The organism is Roseovarius mucosus (assembly GCF_002080415.1).
Lineage (GTDB): Bacteria > Pseudomonadota > Alphaproteobacteria > Rhodobacterales > Rhodobacteraceae > Roseovarius > Roseovarius mucosus_A.
The window spans coordinates 2,105,819-2,121,791 of sequence record NZ_CP020474.1 but is presented as its reverse complement, the minus strand read 5'-3'; the positions used below and the strand labels follow the sequence as shown (position 1 = coordinate 2,121,791).

The following is a 15,973-nucleotide window of genomic DNA, read 5'->3' as shown; positions in this document are numbered from 1 at the left end:
AACACCTCTCATTTACCCAAGCAGAAGCTGGCGAAAATTTCATCGAGCACCATCTCGACATCAATACGTCCTACCAGAGAATCAAGCGCTCGGATAGCCACACGTAGCTCCTCCGCCGCAACCTCCGCCGATGCCTCCCCATACGAAAGGAGCTCCAAAGCAGCTTGTAGCGCACCCAATCCGCGCTCCATGGCTTGCCGATGCCGCGCCCTCGTTGCAATCCCCGCACCAGCGACACGTTTACTTAACACCTGCCCAATCCGCGCTACCAACTCCGACACACCAGCACCCGTTTTGCCAGAAATGGCGTTCTCAACACGTCCCAACAAATCTGCCTTAGCCCAAAGGATGATATCATCCTCACGGGGGTCCATCTCCGGCTTCTCCCCAGCCTCAACAAGAAACACCCGCAAGTCAGCGGCATCCGCCCGCGCCCGCGCCCGCGCGATCCCAATGGACTCCACGGCATCTACCGTCTCACGCAGTCCCGCCGTATCGAGCAATGTCACCGGCAACCCGGCCAGATCCATGCGCACCTCAATCACATCCCGCGTCGTCCCGGCATATTCCGAAGTAATCGCCGCCTCCCGACCTGCCAAACTGTTGAGAAGAGTGGATTTTCCCACATTCGGTGCCCCGATGATCGCAACTTCGAATCCACTACGGATCCGCTCGCCAACCCAGCTGCCAGCGATCTCCCGCTCGAGAGCCTCGGTTACTTCTCTCACCAGCGCCGTCACCTCAAACGAAACGTCTACCGGCACTTCCTCATCGGCAAAATCAATCGTGGCCTCCAAAAGCGCCACCGCCCGCAGCAAAAGACCCCGCCACGCCTCGCATTTCCCGCCCAATGCACCAGAAAACACCCGCAGCGCCTGCTTGCGCTGTGCTTCAGTCTCCGCATCGATAAGATCAGCCAGCCCCTCAACCCGCGCCAGATCAAGTCGGCCATTTTCCAAGGCCCGGCGGGTAAACTCGCCGGGTTCCGCCAACCGAAGGCCGTCAATTCCCCCAAGCACGTCCAGCACTGCCGCTACAACGGCCACGCTACCATGAAGATGAAATTCCACTGTCTCTTCGCCGGTAAAACTCTGCTTTTCAGCAAACGTCAGCACCAGCGCTTGATCCAACTGCGCGCCCTGCCCATCCCGCAACACCCTCAAGACAGAGTTGCGCGGCTCCGGCACGTCACCACAGATGCGCAGACAGGCGTCAAAGGCGCGCGGCCCGCTAACCCGGACAACCGCAACACCCGCCTTCCCCTGTGCTGTCGCCAAGGCATAAACCGTGTCCATCCGGACACCTCCGCTTTCGCTCCGCCTCAGGTGTTCATCGAGTCAAAGAACTCGGAATTCGTCTTGGTCTGCTTGAGCTTGGACAACAGAAACTCGACCGCATCGGTCGTGCCCATCGGATTCAGGATCCGCCGCAGAACAAATGTCTTCTGCAAATCGCCCTTGTCGATCAGCAGATCCTCTTTCCGCGTCCCAGACTTGAGAATATCAATCGCCGGGAACACCCGCTTATCCGCAACCTTGCGATCCAACACGATCTCAGAGTTCCCGGTGCCCTTGAATTCTTCAAAGATGACCTCGTCCATCCGGCTGCCGGTATCAATCAAGGCCGTCGCGATAATCGTCAGCGATCCACCCTCTTCGATATTCCGCGCCGCCCCAAAGAACCGCTTGGGCCGCTGCAACGCGTTGGCATCCACACCCCCGGTCAGCACCTTCCCCGAGGACGGCACCACCGTGTTATAGGCCCGCCCCAAGCGCGTGATCGAATCAAGCAGGATCACAACATCCCGCTTATGCTCTACCAGGCGTTTCGCCTTCTCGATCACCATCTCCGACACCGCCACATGCCGCGTCGCAGGCTCGTCAAAGGTCGAACTCACAACCTCGCCTTTGACCGAGCGCTGCATATCCGTCACCTCTTCCGGCCGCTCATCGATCAAGAGAACGATCAGATAGCATTCCGGATGATTTTTCTCGATACTATGCGCGATATTCTGCAACAGCACCGTTTTACCCGTGCGCGGCGGCGCCACGATCAAAGACCGCTGCCCCTTCCCGATGGGCGCAACAAGATCGATGATCCGCGCCGACCGATCCTTGATGGTCGGATCTTCGATTTCCATCTTGAACCGCTCATCAGGATAGAGCGGCGTCAGGTTATCAAACGCAATCTTGTGCCGCGCCCGCTCAGGGTCCTCAAAGTTGATCTGTGTAACCGAGGTTAGCGCAAAATACCGCTCCGTCTCATCAGGCTGCTTCATCTGCCCTTCGATCGTATCGCCAGTGCGCAACGAATACTGTCGGATCATGTCAGGCGAGACATAAATATCGTCCGGACCGGGCAGATAATTGGCCTCCGGTGACCGCAGGAACCCAAACCCGTCCTGCAGAACTTCGAGCACACCGTCGCCGTAAACCGTCCAATCCTCCTCGGCCCGCTCTTTGAGGATTGAGAACATCATCTCGCCCTTGCGCATGGTCGAGGCATTCTCGATTTCCAGCTCTTCGGCGATCGTCAACAACTCCTTGGCGCTCAGCGCTTTGAGGTCGGACAGGTTCAAACGGTCTTCGGACATGGGAAATCCTCTGGTGACACCCGATTTCGGATGCGGCCTATGGTCAGATACGGGAATTTGACAGCCACCAGAACAGCGGCCCAGCGCTTACATAAGCAAGAGGGCCCGCCGCGTCAATCCGGCTCAGAACTTGACCACGACAGCAAGCACGATCACCACCATCGCCAGTGTCGGCACCTCATTCATAATCCGATGCTGTCTGCCGGTGCGCGTATTGGCCCCTCGGGCAAATTCCTTGCGCCGCGCGCTCAGCCACATGTGAAACCACGTCATGACGACGACGCCCGCCAATTTTGCATAGGGCCAAACAGATCCCCAATCGACAATACCCGGTGTCATCACCAGCAACAGGCCAAAACCCCAGGTCGCGATCATCGACGGCTGCATGATATACCGCAAAAGCTTGTATTCCATGACTTGAAAAACACTGTCCCGGCTATCCCCCGGCTCGGACTGTTCCGTGTGATAGACAAACAGCCGCGGCAGATAGAACAACCCCGCCATCCAGGCGATCACAGACATAATATGCAGCGCCTTGATCCAAGGATAAGCCACACTCAAGACGTCACTCATGCAATTCTCCGATCCAACCCTGTTCTTCTTAAATATTTAGAAAGAGATAAGAAAGGATGTTGTGTGAAGTAGGGCACGCCGAACCTGTGGATTAAATCGCTACCCACAGGATCATCCCCATGGGGACAACACTGTTGACGGTTTTTCAAGCCTCTGTTGTTTTCACGATGAGACCGTCAAAACATCTCATAACCGCAATAGGTTACACTAAACTCCCCCAAGTTGTGGTATCGCCGTGTCCTTGGGATAACTCGGCCAATCAAACATTGTCCTCACACCAAAGTTGTTCTTTCCCACAGAGGATGACTCACCTCAGATCCTTCCTGAAATTCAGAGTTGTCCCCGCACTGCTGCATGGGATGGATTTCTCCCGGGATTATTCCTAAACAGTCCTGCATGTTGTTCCGCAGGTTATCCACATGAACGCCCCCATCATTCTCGCCTCCGGCTCTTCTATCCGCCAGAGCCTCTTGCGAAACGCCGGTCTTACCTTTGAGGCGGTCACACCCCGCGTCGACGAAGAAAGCGTGCGCGCCGCCCTTCTGGCCGAAGACGCCAAGCCGCGCGACATCGCCGATGCATTGGCAGAGCTCAAGGCCACCAAGATCAGCGCCCGCCATCCCGCAGCGCTTGTCATTGGCTGCGATCAAGTGCTCGATCTTGAAGGAGCGCTTCTATCCAAGCCAGAAACCATGGATCAGGCCCGCGCACAGCTCTCCGCCATGCGTGGCAAACGCCATGATCTTCTCTCAGCGGTGGTGATCTGTCAGGGGGGTCGTCCGCTCTGGCGTCATATCGGTATGGCGCGCATGACGGTCCGCCCCTTTTCTGACGACTGGCTCGAGGGGTATCTTGCCCGAAACTGGCCTGACATTTCCGTGAGCGTTGGGGCTTACAAGCTCGAAGCAGAAGGCGTGCGCTTGTTCTCTCGCGTGGATGGTGATTATTTTACGGTGCTCGGCTTGCCGCTGCTCGATCTTTTGTCCTTTCTCACCCTCCGAGGAGACCTGCAACAATGAGCGATGACAAACAGCCCCTTGCCAGAATCCCACTGGCGGGCGTCATTGGATCGCCTATCGCGCATTCGAAATCGCCGCAATTGCATGGGCACTGGCTCAAGACCAACGGTATTGCAGGCCATTATATTCCGATGGATGTCAGCGCTGATAATCTGGCTGATGTGTTACAAACATTGCCAAAAATGGGCTTCGTTGGCGTCAATATCACCGTCCCGCACAAGGAACGCGCATTGGCCTTGGCCGATCTTGTAACAGATCGCGCCACTCTGATTGGCGCAGCCAATACGCTCATCTTCCGCAAAGATGGCAAACTTCACGCCGATAACACCGACGGCTATGGGTTCATTCAGAACCTCCGCCAAAACGCCCCCACGTGGCAGCCAGAGTTGGGCCCCGCTGCTGTCCTCGGTGCCGGCGGTGCTGCGCGTGCGGTGGTGGCGTCACTTCTCGATGTTGGCGTGCCGGAAATCTTCATTTCCAACCGCACCCGCATCCGCGCCGAAGCGTTGCAATCCGAATTTGGCAAGCGTCTGACCGTGGTCGATTGGGTACAGGCCGGCAATATGATGGAAGAGGCGACGACCGTCGTCAACACCACGTCCCTTGGTATGTTGGGCAAGCCGCCCCTGCGCGTGCCGCTTGATGGCTTGCGGCGCGGCGCGTTGGTCACAGATCTCGTCTACGCACCCCTCAAGACCCAGTTCCTGATCGAGGCCGAAAAAATGGGCTGCGTCACCGTTGACGGTTTGGGCATGCTTCTGCATCAGGCGGTTCCCGCATTCGAGCGTTGGTTTGGCGTCCGCCCCAATGTGGATAGCGCCGCCCGCGCCGCAGTCTTGCGATGACCATTCTGATTGGCCTGACCGGTTCCATCGGAATGGGCAAATCAACCACTGCCCGCCTCTTTAACGAAGAGGGGTGTCCTGTCTGGGATGCCGACGCCGCTGTGCATCGGCTCTACGCCCCCGGTGGTGCCGCCGTGGCACCCATGGCGGCCACTTTCCCCGAGGCGATCGAGGACGGGGCCATCTCCCGCGCCCGGCTCAAGGCGATCATGTCCCGCGATCCCTCTGCCCTCGCTCAGATCGAATCCATCGTGCATCCGCTGGTCGCGCGCGACCGTGCGGATTTTGTACATAATCACCGTAAGAACCTTACAGAGCTTACAAATCCCGCGCCCGTCCTCGTCCTCGATATTCCCCTGCTTTTTGAAACCGGCGCGGATCGTGGCATGGATTACACCGTGGTGGTCAGCGCCCCCCCCGAAGTGCAGCGCGCCCGCGTCCTGGAGCGTGGTACCATGACCCCAGAGCAGTTTGAGAATATTCTTGAAAAACAGATACCTGATGCCGAAAAACGCGCCCGCGCCGATTATGTGATCGAGACCGAAACCCTTGAATCCGCCCGCCAACAGGTCCAATCTATCCTTCGCGACATAAGACAAAGGGCAGACCATGCGTGAAATCGTTCTCGACACGGAAACCACTGGTTTTGAACCAGAATCCGGCGACCGCATCGTCGAGATTGGCGCTGTAGAGCTCTACAACCACATGCCCACAGGCCGAACCTTTCACAAATACATCAACCCGCAGCGCGCCATGCCCGAGGCCGCCTTTGCGGTTCATGGCCTTGGCGATGATTTCCTGCGCGACAAGCCCTTATTCGCTGAAATTGCTCAGGAATTTCTTGATTTCGTGCAGGATGCGCGGCTTGTCATCCACAACGCGGCGTTTGATATGAAATTCCTCAACGCCGAACTCGGCTGGCTCAAACTGCCACAACTGCCATGGGATCAGGCGGTTGATACCCTCGCCATCGCACGCAAGAAATTTCCCGGCTCTCCGGCCTCGCTTGATGCGCTATGTCGCAGATTTCAAATAGATAATTCCGCCCGCACCCTGCATGGTGCCCTGCTTGACTCCGAGATTTTGGCAGAGGTTTATCTGGAATTGATCGGTGGTCGCCAACCCGATTTCGTGTTGGCCACGGGGCCAACCGCAAAATCTGGTGGCTCGACCGACACAGCTCACTGGCGGCCACAGCCCAGACCGACGCCGCTCGCCTCTCGTCTGACAGCCACAGAGAATGACGCCCATCAGGCCTTTGTGGCCAAGATGGGCGACGCCGCACTCTGGCGGAAATTTTCTTAGGCGTCAGCCTTGGGCGCAGACACTTGCGCCTGACGGCGCGCAATTTCGTTGCGATAAAGCTGAACGAAATCAATGTTTTCAAGGTTCAACGGCGGGAAGCCACCATCATGCGTAATGTCGCTGACGATACGCCGGATGAACGGGAAAACCATCCGCGGACATTCGATCAACAGGAACGGATGCAGCTGCTCTTCCGGCACGCCTTCGATGTGGAAAACGCCCACATATTCCAGCTCCAGAACGAACAAAACTTCATTTGCGGCCTTGTTGCGCGAGTTGATGGTCAGTTTGACCACCACTTCATATTGATGCTCCACGCTGCGCTTCTTGGCATCGAGATTGACCGACACCTGCACATCCGGCTGCACCTCACCCCCAGTGCCCCGCTGTGCAAGCACATTCTCAAAGGACATATCGCGGATGAATTGCGATAGGATGTTCATTTTCATTTGTGGCCCGGCTTGTGCGGTGCCATTTTCATGTTCGGCCATGAAAACCTCCTGAAGGGATAATCTTCTCATTCCCTTAGCAGGACGCGGGCCTTGCCTCAATGCCCATCCTGTGCCGTGGATGGGTTCAGCCTTTCAACTGCCGAAAACAAACACTTGCGAAAGAAAGGCTTAGCCAACACCATATTTTGCTTGCGAGGCACCAACACATCCAACCTTGCCTTCGCGGCCCGGCTGCTCATCAGGATCACGGGCACCTGTGCAAGACCGCTGCGGATATACTCCAACTCTCTTGGAACAGCGTCTGACCCGCCAATGTGGTCGACATCGAGCACAAGCAAGGACCACCGCTCCGGCCTTGCAATCAAGTCTCCAATCAATGTGTCATGGTCGGAACACAAATGCACCTCGCAATCATACTCTGCCAGCCATTCACAACATTTGCGGCTATTTCGATCGCTTGCCGCGCTTACCGCGACCCGCCGCACACGGTTCAAACCCTCCATTTTCGGCTGATATGACAGCCAAACGGGCGGTTCTGTATCAATGAGCCTATCGTTGATCCCGTCCCACCGCTCTGCATCATAGGGGCTCTGCGGTTCTTGCGCGGCGTTGCGCATGTAATACGCGCCAAACATCACCAGAATAAAACTGACCTGCGTTGCATAGGCCGCAAGAACAGCCCACCAAAGCGACGGGAGGATGAAAACCGTCGTTGCAAACACCACAGTCGCAACACCGAGACTCAGCAAGATCGTTGTGATCGCAAACCCCGGTTTGGCACGCGTATTGGTCCGCAAAGGATCATTGCCCTTCGCAGCTCCGAAGTCTGGCGTCGCGTCGAAACGCGGTTTGATATCCTTTTTTATCAATGTACTCTCAGTCGGTGGGTTCACTCAGATAAAGAAGAACACAACCATATGATGAAACGATACCAGCATGCAGCGTCCTTTTTTCAGGACCGTCTTGCGGCCCGAAATCTGTTTTCATCAAGGGAATGGAAGATTTACCAACAAAACGGCACTTTGGTCGACCGTTGAAAGATACCAGACCATAGGCCCAAGTTAAAGGCGCAATTGAAAGAGCCCAAAGGTCTAATCACGCTAGAGTTGTATTAAATCAGACATCTAAGAGGGCATATCCGACATGCGCCTTTTCAAAAGCCGCATCAATGGAGCCATAACCAATGGGGTAACGTACATCGGCACCTGATAGCAGCCGATGAAAAGCAACAAGTCAGAGGCCGTATTCGCAGGCAGCGCGCCCAGAAAGAGCGCTAAATTGCGGTTCCCTCCAATAACGGCAAGTGCTGGTGCGGCCTCTGCGCGGCCAAACCGGGTCACCCCCAAGAAAATGGTGATCTGCGCCCCGAAATTCAGACCAAAAACAACTGCCAATGTGCGCCAAAGCTCAGGGCTTGCTGTCAGCAATGCTGGGCCTACTGCGGACATCAACCCAACGACAACCACGGCCATTACCACGGTTATCAGGCCTTCAACCGCTCTTTCCCCTTGGAATGATTGGAAAAAACTAAAGCACCGGCGCAAAATCAGGCCAAGCCCGCCCGCAACAGCAATCACACCAAGCAGCTTTGCCGCTGCAATGGCCACCACTGCAGGGCTACCGAACACCGGCATCACCCAAAACACCGGCAAGACGGTGAGCGGCAAAAGCATCGTGCCAATGATCAACTGTCGCAAGGCCGGTGCCGGATCGCCCCCCACCATCAGGGTAAGGCCAGGGCTGCCCGTCAGCGGGGCGGCGGCCAGCACCAACACCATCCCGATCCCAAGGATAGAAGTCAGCGCACCCATCACCGCCAATAGCCCGATGGCACCAATCGGCAAAGCGACCTGCATCATCAGCGTAATTCCCAGATAGCCGGGAACATCGGCCCAAGCAGGAAAGGCGCGCAGAACGTCAACCCGAAGGGTGCTGAGAAACAAAAGGAAAACAATCATCGGAAAGATGAAGGGCGCCAATTCCTTGGCTAATCTGGGTGCCAAGATGCCCACGACCAACCCTAGAACAAGCATCAAGCGCCCGTGACGCGCCAAACCATGCAGAAGCGCAATCAAATCGCTGCCGCCCCACGTGCCGCTTGGTCATACCCACCCGACAGCGCCCTAAGCAGCGCTGCAAGCCGCGACACCTCTGCCGGGTCAACCCCCATCTGTTGCACGGAACGAACAAGCAGCGCCTCGCGCACCCGTCCATATTGCGCGCAATAGTCTTGCCCTGCCTCGGTGATGGTGATCGTCTTTTCCTTGCCGCTGCGGCCAGAGCGCACAAGCCCCTGCTTTTCCAGCTTTTTCACAGCGTAATTGACCAGATGCGTATCCTCGATATTCAGCACGAGGCAGATATCGGCAAGGCTTTTGGCGCGCTCCCGGTGATGCACCAGATGCACGATCAAAACCTCTAGCGGGGTCAGTCCCGGCATCCCTGCCGCTGTCATGCAGCGCACCATCCAGCGCTGAAATGCGTGGTTCGCCATGGTCAGGGCAAACTCCATCTCTGACAGTTCCGGTAATCCCGAATTGGCCAGATGTGCCGATGAGACAACAGGCCCTAACGCGCCAGCATTGTTTGGGGTATCCATAGGGCAATCTCCGGAAATAGCGTCAGAATGGCGGTGGCCAGCACCAAGAGCAGGAAAAACGGAAAGGCATAGCGCGCAATCTCGAAAATACTGCGCCCGGTGATGGATTGCAGCACAAACAGGTTGAACCCCACAGGGGGTGTGATCTGGCTCATCTCTACAACGAGGACAAGGAAGATTCCGAACCAGATCGGATCAATGCCGGCGGCAAGCACCATAGGCAGGATCACTGAGGTGGTCAGCACAACGATGGATATTCCGTCCAGGAACATGCCGAGAATGACAAAAAACACCACAAGTGCCGCGAGCAACAGATTGGGCGAATACCCCTGCTCTCCGATCCACGCCGCCAGGGCGCGCGGAATGCCGGTATAACCCATGGCAACAGTCAAAAAGGCCGCGCCTGCCAGAATAAAGGCAATCATGCAGGTGGTGATCGTCGCACCGCGCAGTGCCTCCCACGTGCTCTGCCAATCCAGCGAACCACCAATGGCCGACAGGATCAGCGCACCTAACACGCCCACGACAGCGGCCTCTGTCGGCGATGCCAATCCAGCATAGATCGACCCGATTACCGCGACGATCAACAGGATCGTCGGCCCCAAGAGCGTGAGAGCCCGGAGTTTTTCACCCCATGATGTTGCCGGTTCCCGCTCGGGCATGCGCTCTCGGTTCATCAGCGCCCAGATCATTGTGTAACCGGAAAAAAGCACAGCAAGCAGAATCCCCGGACCGATCCCCGCCAGAAACAGCCGCGCGATGCTTTGTTCTGTTGCAGCGCCATAGACGATCAGGATGATAGAAGGCGGAATGAGAAACCCAAATGTGCCCGATCCGGCCAGTGTGCCGATGATCATCCGGTCGTCATAACCGCGCTTCGTGAGTTCTGGTACAGACATCCGCCCAACGGTTGCCGTCGTCGCAGCGGACGACCCAGAGACTGCGGCAAAGAGCGCGCAGCCAAATATATTGGCATGGAGCAGACGCCCCGGCAGTCGTCCAGTCAGGGGGGCAAGGCCTGAAAACATGTCAGACGACAGGCGCGAGCGGAACAGGATCTCACCCATCCAAATGAACATCGGCAGCGCCGTAAGATCCCAGATGTTCAGCGCACCCCAAACTTTGGTGCCAAATACAAGCTCGGCCGGTGCGGTGCTGGCCAGCATCATTGCCACCAGCCCGACTGCGATCAGGCCAAACCCAACCCACAGGCCAAGCGCCAACACCCCAAAAAGGACGACAATCAAGAGAAGAGAGAGGATTTCAATGCCCATCCTGAACCCCTTTGCCATCCTCGGCCTGCTGAAATGAAGGAACAGACCCGCGCAAGAGCGTGACAAGCTCGTCGAGCAAGGCCACCCAAAATAGCCCAAGCCCCACCACCATCACTGTTTGTGGCACCCAGAGGGGGAACTTCGCCATGCCGAAAGAGACTGCGTTGAAGGCCCATGAATCCCATGCCTGCACCCCCGCGCTGTAGAGCGCAAAGCTGCATAGGCCGAGTGCCAGAAAAAGAGCGACGCCAGAGAGCATCCGCGCAGCCGACGGCGGCACTGAATGGATCAGCAGCGTCACTCGCACATGGCCACCCGACCGAAGCGTACCCGCAAGTGCCAGAAAAACTGCACCAACGAACAAGAACCCGCCCAATTCTGATAAGGATGTAATGGCGATACCCACCGGTTCTTGGCCAATGGCGAGCAAGGTTTTGTCGATTACCCGCCCCAGCACTTGCACCAGAACCAGCCCGGCAATTGTAACAAGCGCGAGGGCGGCCAAAACAAACCCCGCTGCATAAAGACGATCAAGCAGCCCGCGCAGCATCCGCAGTCTCCCTTATGTCAGAGAAATGTGGCGCGGGTTTGCCCCCGCGCCGAAGGGGTCAGCGTGCCGTGTAGGCGGACAGGATCGCCACGCCTACGTCACCGGCGCTGGCTTTCCATTCGTTGGCCATCGTCTCGCCAATCTCGCGCAGGCCGTTGGCCAAATCCTCAGAAGGGGTAGAAACCTGCATGCCATTCTCTTTGAGGATCGCGATCTTTTCCTCGGTTTCTGCCATCGACATTTGCCAGCCGCGCGCCTCTGCCGTGACAGAGGCCTCGAACAGCGCCTGTTGTTGCGCTTCGCTCAGGGCCTCGAAGGCGCTTGTATTCACAAACACCATGTTCTTGGGCAGCCACGCCTGCGTGTCGATATAGTGGCTCACAAAATCCCACGCCTGCGACGAGACACCCGTCGAGGGAGAGGTAATCATTGCCGCGACGCGCGATGTCGAGAAAGCGGTCGGAATATCCCCGGCCTCGACCGTCGTTGGAACAGCGCCCATCAATTGCGCCAGACGTTCGGTTGCAGTGTTGTAGGCGCGGAAACTGACACCTTTCATCTGGTCAAGCGCGGTCACTTCCTCTGTCAGATAGAGGCTCTGACCCGGCCATGGCACAGCAAAGAGCAGGGTCAGCCCCTGCTCTGCCAAACGTGCGGTAACCTCATCGCGTGAGGCATCCCAAAGTTTCTTGGCATCGTCATAGCTTGCCGCAAGGAATGGGACTGAGTCGACACCAAAGACCGCATCCTCATTTGCCAGCTGCGACATGAGGATTTCCCCAATGGGGGCCAGTCCGCGGCGAACGGAATCGCGAATTTCAGGATGCGCATAGAGCGAACCTGCTGAATGCACGGTGATGGTTAGCTCGCCATTCGTCGCCGCCGCGACATCCTCGGCAAACTGCACGATATTCTGTGTGTGAAAGACAGAGTCGCCATAAGGCGTGGGCATATCCCAAGCCGTTTGCGCCTGTGCGGTACCGAAGCTGAGGGCAAAGGCTCCTGAGAGGGCGAGGGTGGTGAAGTGTTTCATGGTCGTCTCCCTGATTGAGCGAAGTGACCGGTTGTATCCCCGGTTCAAGGAAAGCTTGACGGATCATTTATAATTTGTCAACAAAATGTAAATGAAGCATAGCGGGGATGAACAAGATGACCAAAGTATGGGATTTCTGGATTGATCGTGGTGGCACCTTTACCGATGTGATCGGACGCAACCCCGAGGGCAGCATTGAACCGCTCAAGCTTTTGTCCGAAAGCCCCGAGGCTTATGAGGATGCCGCCATTGAAGGCATCCGGCGTCTCTTGGGCGGTGCCATTGATGCAGACCGCATCGGCACCGTGCGTATGGGGACGACCGTGGCAACCAACGCGCTTTTGGAACGCAAAGGGGATGCCACAGTTCTCTTGATCACAAGCGGGTTTCGCGACGCTTTGCGCATCGCCTATCAGGCGCGACCAGATATTTTCGCCAAGGAAATCTTGCTCCCCGAACAGCTCTACTCTCGCGTGATCGAAGTACCTGAGCGCTTGCGCGCCGATGGAACAGTAGAAGCCCCCCTTGATCTGACGGTCATTGCCAAGGATCTGGCCGAGGCGCGCGCCGCAGGGATAGATGCCGCCGCCATTGTTCTTATGCATTCCTGGAAAAACCCCGCGCACGAACTGGCCCTTGCCGAAGCAGTGCGCGATGCAGGATTTACACAGGTCTCGGTCAGTCACGAAGTGTCGCCGTTGATCAAGCTGGTGGGGCGCGGCGATACGACCGTGGTTGATGCTTATCTCTCGCCCATTCTGCGCCGCTATGTGGCGCGGGTGGCCTCCGCGCTTGGTGCGACCCCGCCGGGCGAACCCGGCCCCACGCTACAATTCATGATGTCCTCGGGGGGCTTGACCGCCGCAGAGCGGTTTCAGGGCAAGGACGCAATCCTTTCAGGGCCAGCAGGTGGTGTCGTTGGCATGGCACAGACGGCTGCAATTGCTGGCTTTGACAAGGTGATCGGCTTTGATATGGGCGGCACCTCGACCGACGTCGCACATTTTGCGGGCGAATACGAGCGCGCCTTTGATACCGAGGTGGCGGGCGTGCGCATTCGTGCGCCCATGATGCGGGTGCATACGGTGGCGGCAGGTGGCGGTTCTATCCTGCATGCCGAACCGGGGCGGTTTCGTGTTGGCCCCGACAGCGCCGGCGCCTATCCCGGCCCTGCCTGCTATCGCAACGGCGGGCCGCTCACGGTGACTGATGCCAATGTCATGCTGGGTAAACTCAACCCAGATTTCTTTCCGCCCATCTTTGGCCCCGGTCAGGATCAACCGCTGGATCGTGATACGGTTTCAGCCCGCTTTGCACAGATCGCAACAGAGGCAGGCGACGGCAAATCACCCGAAGAGGTGGCCGAAGGATTTGTGCGTATCGCGGTGGAAAATATGGCCAACGCGGTCAAGAAAATCTCGGTACAGCGCGGCTATGACGTGACACGCTACCTGCTTAATTCCTTTGGTGGCGCAGGTGGGCAACATGCCTGCCTTGTGGCCGATGCCTTGGGCATGGAAAAGGTTCTGATCCACCCGCTTTCTGGCCTTCTGTCAGCCTATGGCATCGGTCTGGCCCGCGTTAGCGCGTCGCGGCAACAAATGGTGGTGGAGCCATTGGAGGACGGCAGCGACAACGTCATCACACGTGTGCTGGACGATCTGACTGCGCAGGTCATGCAGGAAATGCAGGCTCAGGGCGTGACCGGGGCAGACACTCGTCCCCGCCTCTATCTGCGCTATGACGGCACCGATACTGCTCTGCCGGTGGCCTATGATACCCCCGCACAGGCGCGTGCGGAATTCGAGACGGCGCATCTGGCGCAATTCGGCTTCACCACGCCCGACAAGCGCGTGATCATCGACAGCGCCGAGGTTGAGGCCACAGATACCGTCCTTCCTGACACCCCCGAGAGCGAGGCCGCCCGCAACGTGGCCGAGGCGCAGACCGACACGCGCACACGGCTATTTTGTAATGGTGACTGGACCCCTGCGAGCGTGTTCCGCCGCGCGGGCCTGACACCCGGCAATACCATCACCGGGCCTGCCCTGATCATCGAAGAGAACCAGACCATCGTGGTCGAGCCCGGCTGGTGCGCAGAGATTACGGCACATGACCATGTGCTCTTATCCCGCCACGAGCGGATGGCCCGTGACATGGCGATTGGCACGACCGAGGCGGATCCGATCCTTCTTGAGGTGTTTAACAACCTGTTCATGTCGATCGCGGAACAGATGGGCGTGACCCTGCAAAACACCGCGCAATCGGTCAACATCAAAGAGCGATTGGATTTTTCCTGCGCGGTCTTTGACGCCACGGGTGCCTTGGTCGCCAATGCCCCGCATATGCCGGTGCACCTTGGTTCTATGGATCGCAGCGTCGAGACGATTATTCGCCTCAATGAAGGCGACATTCACCCCGGCGATGTCTTCGCGCTCAACGCGCCCTATAACGGTGGCACGCATTTGCCCGACATTACCGTTGTCACGCCGGTTTTTGATGAGGCTGGGCAAGGCATCCTCTTCTGGGTCGCGTCGCGCGGTCATCATGCCGATGTCGGCGGCACCGCTCCCGGTTCGATGACACCGCTTGCGACCACCGTGGATGAAGAGGGTGTGTTGATCGACAATCTTCGACTGGTAGACCGGGGACAATTCCGCGAGGATGCTTTGCGCTCAATCCTCAGTGACCACCCCTACCCCTGCCGCAACATCGACATGAATCTGGCCGACCTCAAGGCGCAGATCGCCGCCAATGCGCGCGGCATCAACGAGCTGCGCAAGATGGTGAGCAATTTTGGTCTCGATGTGGTGCAGGCCTATATGGGCCACGTTCAGGACAACGCCGCCGAGGCGGTGGCGCGGGTGCTGGAGAAGTTGTCGGATGGCGCGTATGAGTATGAAACCGACACCGGTCAGGTGATCCGGGTCAAGATCACGGTAGACCGCGCCGCACGCGAAGCGACGGTGGATTTCACCGGCACCTCGGAGGTCCGAAAAAACAACTTCAACGCGCCAGAGCCGGTGACGCGCGCCGCCGTCCTTTATGTGTTCCGGGTCATGGTCGAGGCCCCAATTCCCATGAATGCAGGCTGCCTGCGCCCCATTCGGATCATCGTACCCGAAGGCTCTATGCTTTCACCACGCTATCCGGCGGCGGTGGTTGCGGGCAATGTCGAAACATCGCAGCATGTGACCAACGCGCTGTTTGGCGCGATGGGGGCGATGGCCAATAGTCAGGGCACGATGAACAATCTGACCTTCGGCAATGACGAATTCCAGTATTATGAAACCATCTGTTCCGGCTCTCCTGCCGGGCAATTCAACGACGGGCGGAAGTTTCCCGGCACTTCGGGCGTGCATGTGCATATGACCAATTCGCGCCTGACCGATCCGGAAATTCTCGAATTGCGCTTCCCCGTGTTGCTAGAGAATTTTGCCCTGCGTCCGGGGTCTGGCGGCAAAGGGGCTGTCAATGCCGGGGATGGCACAAGCCGTACATTGCGGTTTCTCACCCGGATGGATTGCGCGATCCTGTCGTCGCACCGTAACCGCGCACCGCAAGGCGGCTCGGGCGGCGGCGCGGGCGAGGCCGGTCGGACCGAAGTCCGCCGTCTTTCGGGCAAGATCGAGGTGCTGAACGCCTGTGACCAGACGGTGCTTGAGGCAGGCGAAGCCGTGACCGTCATCACACCGACTGCGGGGGGGTTTGGCCGGGCTTGACCCCGGCC

Annotated in this window: 15 protein-coding genes; 5 read left to right on the top strand and 10 right to left on the bottom strand. The window is 57.8% G+C overall.

Features of this window, described 5'->3' with window-relative positions; genetic code table 11:
* Nucleotides 1-8 precede the first annotated feature (8 nt).
* The 3 genes from mnmE to hemJ form a co-directional block, all read right to left on the bottom strand.
* Nucleotides 9-1,295: a tRNA uridine-5-carboxymethylaminomethyl(34) synthesis GTPase MnmE gene (mnmE, locus tag ROSMUCSMR3_RS10220; RefSeq protein WP_081507243.1), complete on the bottom strand. Its 1,287-nt coding sequence runs from the start codon at nucleotides 1,293-1,295 to the stop codon at nucleotides 9-11.
* Between the two features lie 26 nt (nucleotides 1,296-1,321).
* Nucleotides 1,322-2,593, bottom strand: coding sequence for a transcription termination factor Rho (gene rho, locus ROSMUCSMR3_RS10215; RefSeq protein ID WP_037298660.1), 1,272 nt, complete (start codon nucleotides 2,591-2,593; stop codon nucleotides 1,322-1,324).
* A gap of 123 nt (nucleotides 2,594-2,716) precedes the next feature.
* Complete coding sequence (gene hemJ, locus ROSMUCSMR3_RS10210; protein ID WP_081507242.1) at nucleotides 2,717-3,166, bottom strand: protoporphyrinogen oxidase HemJ; 450 nt, start codon at nucleotides 3,164-3,166, stop codon at nucleotides 2,717-2,719.
* A 419-nt stretch (nucleotides 3,167-3,585) separates the two neighbouring features.
* Between hemJ and ROSMUCSMR3_RS10205 the strand changes: the two genes are divergently transcribed.
* The 4 genes from ROSMUCSMR3_RS10205 to dnaQ are packed head-to-tail and all read left to right on the top strand — an operon-like array spanning nucleotide 3,586 to nucleotide 6,335.
* A complete protein-coding gene (locus ROSMUCSMR3_RS10205) occupies nucleotides 3,586-4,185 on the top strand; it encodes a Maf family protein (RefSeq protein WP_081507241.1) in 600 nt (199 codons plus the stop codon).
* On the top strand, nucleotides 4,182-5,030 hold the full coding sequence (locus ROSMUCSMR3_RS10200) for a shikimate dehydrogenase (protein ID WP_081507240.1): 849 nt from the start codon (nucleotides 4,182-4,184) through the stop codon (nucleotides 5,028-5,030). Before ROSMUCSMR3_RS10205 ends, ROSMUCSMR3_RS10200 begins: the two co-directional genes overlap by 4 nt.
* Entirely contained in the window at nucleotides 5,027-5,647 is a 621-nt protein-coding gene (gene coaE, locus ROSMUCSMR3_RS10195; protein WP_081507239.1) for a dephospho-CoA kinase, read from the top strand. The genes ROSMUCSMR3_RS10200 and coaE overlap by 4 nt, the downstream gene beginning before the upstream one ends.
* A complete protein-coding gene (dnaQ, locus tag ROSMUCSMR3_RS10190; protein WP_008282756.1) occupies nucleotides 5,640-6,335 on the top strand; it encodes a DNA polymerase III subunit epsilon in 696 nt (231 codons plus the stop codon). The genes coaE and dnaQ overlap by 8 nt, the downstream gene beginning before the upstream one ends.
* Here dnaQ and secB read toward each other — a convergent pair.
* From secB to ROSMUCSMR3_RS10155, 7 genes are all read right to left on the bottom strand, one after another.
* A complete protein-coding gene (gene secB / locus ROSMUCSMR3_RS10185; RefSeq protein WP_008282757.1) occupies nucleotides 6,332-6,826 on the bottom strand; it encodes a protein-export chaperone SecB in 495 nt (164 codons plus the stop codon). The two genes, dnaQ and secB, sit on opposite strands and share 4 nt — an antisense overlap.
* A 56-nt stretch (nucleotides 6,827-6,882) precedes the next feature.
* Complete coding sequence (locus tag ROSMUCSMR3_RS10180; protein ID WP_237183429.1) at nucleotides 6,883-7,584, bottom strand: hypothetical protein; 702 nt, start codon at nucleotides 7,582-7,584, stop codon at nucleotides 6,883-6,885.
* 327 nt (nucleotides 7,585-7,911) lie between these two features.
* Nucleotides 7,912-8,820: a hypothetical protein gene (locus tag ROSMUCSMR3_RS10175; RefSeq protein ID WP_237183589.1), complete on the bottom strand. Its 909-nt coding sequence runs from the start codon at nucleotides 8,818-8,820 to the stop codon at nucleotides 7,912-7,914.
* A 38-nt stretch (nucleotides 8,821-8,858) separates the two neighbouring features.
* Entirely contained in the window at nucleotides 8,859-9,299 is a 441-nt protein-coding gene (locus ROSMUCSMR3_RS10170; protein ID WP_008282760.1) for a winged helix DNA-binding protein, read from the bottom strand.
* A 56-nt stretch (nucleotides 9,300-9,355) separates the two neighbouring features.
* Complete coding sequence (locus tag ROSMUCSMR3_RS10165; protein ID WP_008282761.1) at nucleotides 9,356-10,660, bottom strand: TRAP transporter large permease; 1,305 nt, start codon at nucleotides 10,658-10,660, stop codon at nucleotides 9,356-9,358.
* Complete coding sequence (locus ROSMUCSMR3_RS10160; RefSeq protein WP_081507236.1) at nucleotides 10,650-11,210, bottom strand: TRAP transporter small permease; 561 nt, start codon at nucleotides 11,208-11,210, stop codon at nucleotides 10,650-10,652. The genes ROSMUCSMR3_RS10165 and ROSMUCSMR3_RS10160 overlap by 11 nt, the downstream gene beginning before the upstream one ends.
* A gap of 58 nt (nucleotides 11,211-11,268) precedes the next feature.
* On the bottom strand, nucleotides 11,269-12,243 hold the full coding sequence (locus ROSMUCSMR3_RS10155) for a TRAP transporter substrate-binding protein (RefSeq protein WP_237183428.1): 975 nt from the start codon (nucleotides 12,241-12,243) through the stop codon (nucleotides 11,269-11,271).
* A 116-nt stretch (nucleotides 12,244-12,359) separates the two neighbouring features.
* Between ROSMUCSMR3_RS10155 and ROSMUCSMR3_RS10150 the strand changes: the two genes are divergently transcribed.
* Entirely contained in the window at nucleotides 12,360-15,965 is a 3,606-nt protein-coding gene (locus ROSMUCSMR3_RS10150) for a hydantoinase B/oxoprolinase family protein (protein WP_081508597.1), read from the top strand.
* Nucleotides 15,966-15,973 lie beyond the last annotated feature (8 nt).

Excerpts from the sequence above, each read along its gene's own strand:
- ROSMUCSMR3_RS10205 (WP_081507241.1), top strand. The coding sequence starts at position 3,586 with ATGAACGCCCCCATCATTCTCGCCTCCGGCTCTTCTATCCGCCAGAGC.
- ROSMUCSMR3_RS10200 (WP_081507240.1), top strand. The coding sequence starts at position 4,182 with ATGAGCGATGACAAACAGCCCCTTGCCAGAATCCCACTGGCGGGCGTC.
- hemJ (WP_081507242.1), bottom strand. The coding sequence starts at position 3,166 with ATGAGTGACGTCTTGAGTGTGGCTTATCCTTGGATCAAGGCGCTGCAT.
- rho (WP_037298660.1), bottom strand. The coding sequence starts at position 2,593 with ATGTCCGAAGACCGTTTGAACCTGTCCGACCTCAAAGCGCTGAGCGCC.
- ROSMUCSMR3_RS10165 (WP_008282761.1), bottom strand. The coding sequence starts at position 10,660 with ATGGGCATTGAAATCCTCTCTCTTCTCTTGATTGTCGTCCTTTTTGGG.
- secB (WP_008282757.1), bottom strand. The coding sequence starts at position 6,826 with ATGGCCGAACATGAAAATGGCACCGCACAAGCCGGGCCACAAATGAAA.
- ROSMUCSMR3_RS10155 (WP_237183428.1), bottom strand. The coding sequence starts at position 12,243 with ATGAAACACTTCACCACCCTCGCCCTCTCAGGAGCCTTTGCCCTCAGC.
- ROSMUCSMR3_RS10170 (WP_008282760.1), bottom strand. The coding sequence starts at position 9,299 with ATGGAGTTTGCCCTGACCATGGCGAACCACGCATTTCAGCGCTGGATG.
- mnmE (WP_081507243.1), bottom strand. The coding sequence starts at position 1,295 with ATGGACACGGTTTATGCCTTGGCGACAGCACAGGGGAAGGCGGGTGTT.
- ROSMUCSMR3_RS10160 (WP_081507236.1), bottom strand. The coding sequence starts at position 11,210 with ATGCTGCGCGGGCTGCTTGATCGTCTTTATGCAGCGGGGTTTGTTTTG.
- coaE (WP_081507239.1), top strand. The coding sequence starts at position 5,027 with ATGACCATTCTGATTGGCCTGACCGGTTCCATCGGAATGGGCAAATCA.
- dnaQ (WP_008282756.1), top strand. The coding sequence starts at position 5,640 with ATGCGTGAAATCGTTCTCGACACGGAAACCACTGGTTTTGAACCAGAA.
- ROSMUCSMR3_RS10175 (WP_237183589.1), bottom strand. The coding sequence starts at position 8,820 with ATGCTTGTTCTAGGGTTGGTCGTGGGCATCTTGGCACCCAGATTAGCC.
- ROSMUCSMR3_RS10150 (WP_081508597.1), top strand. The coding sequence starts at position 12,360 with ATGACCAAAGTATGGGATTTCTGGATTGATCGTGGTGGCACCTTTACC.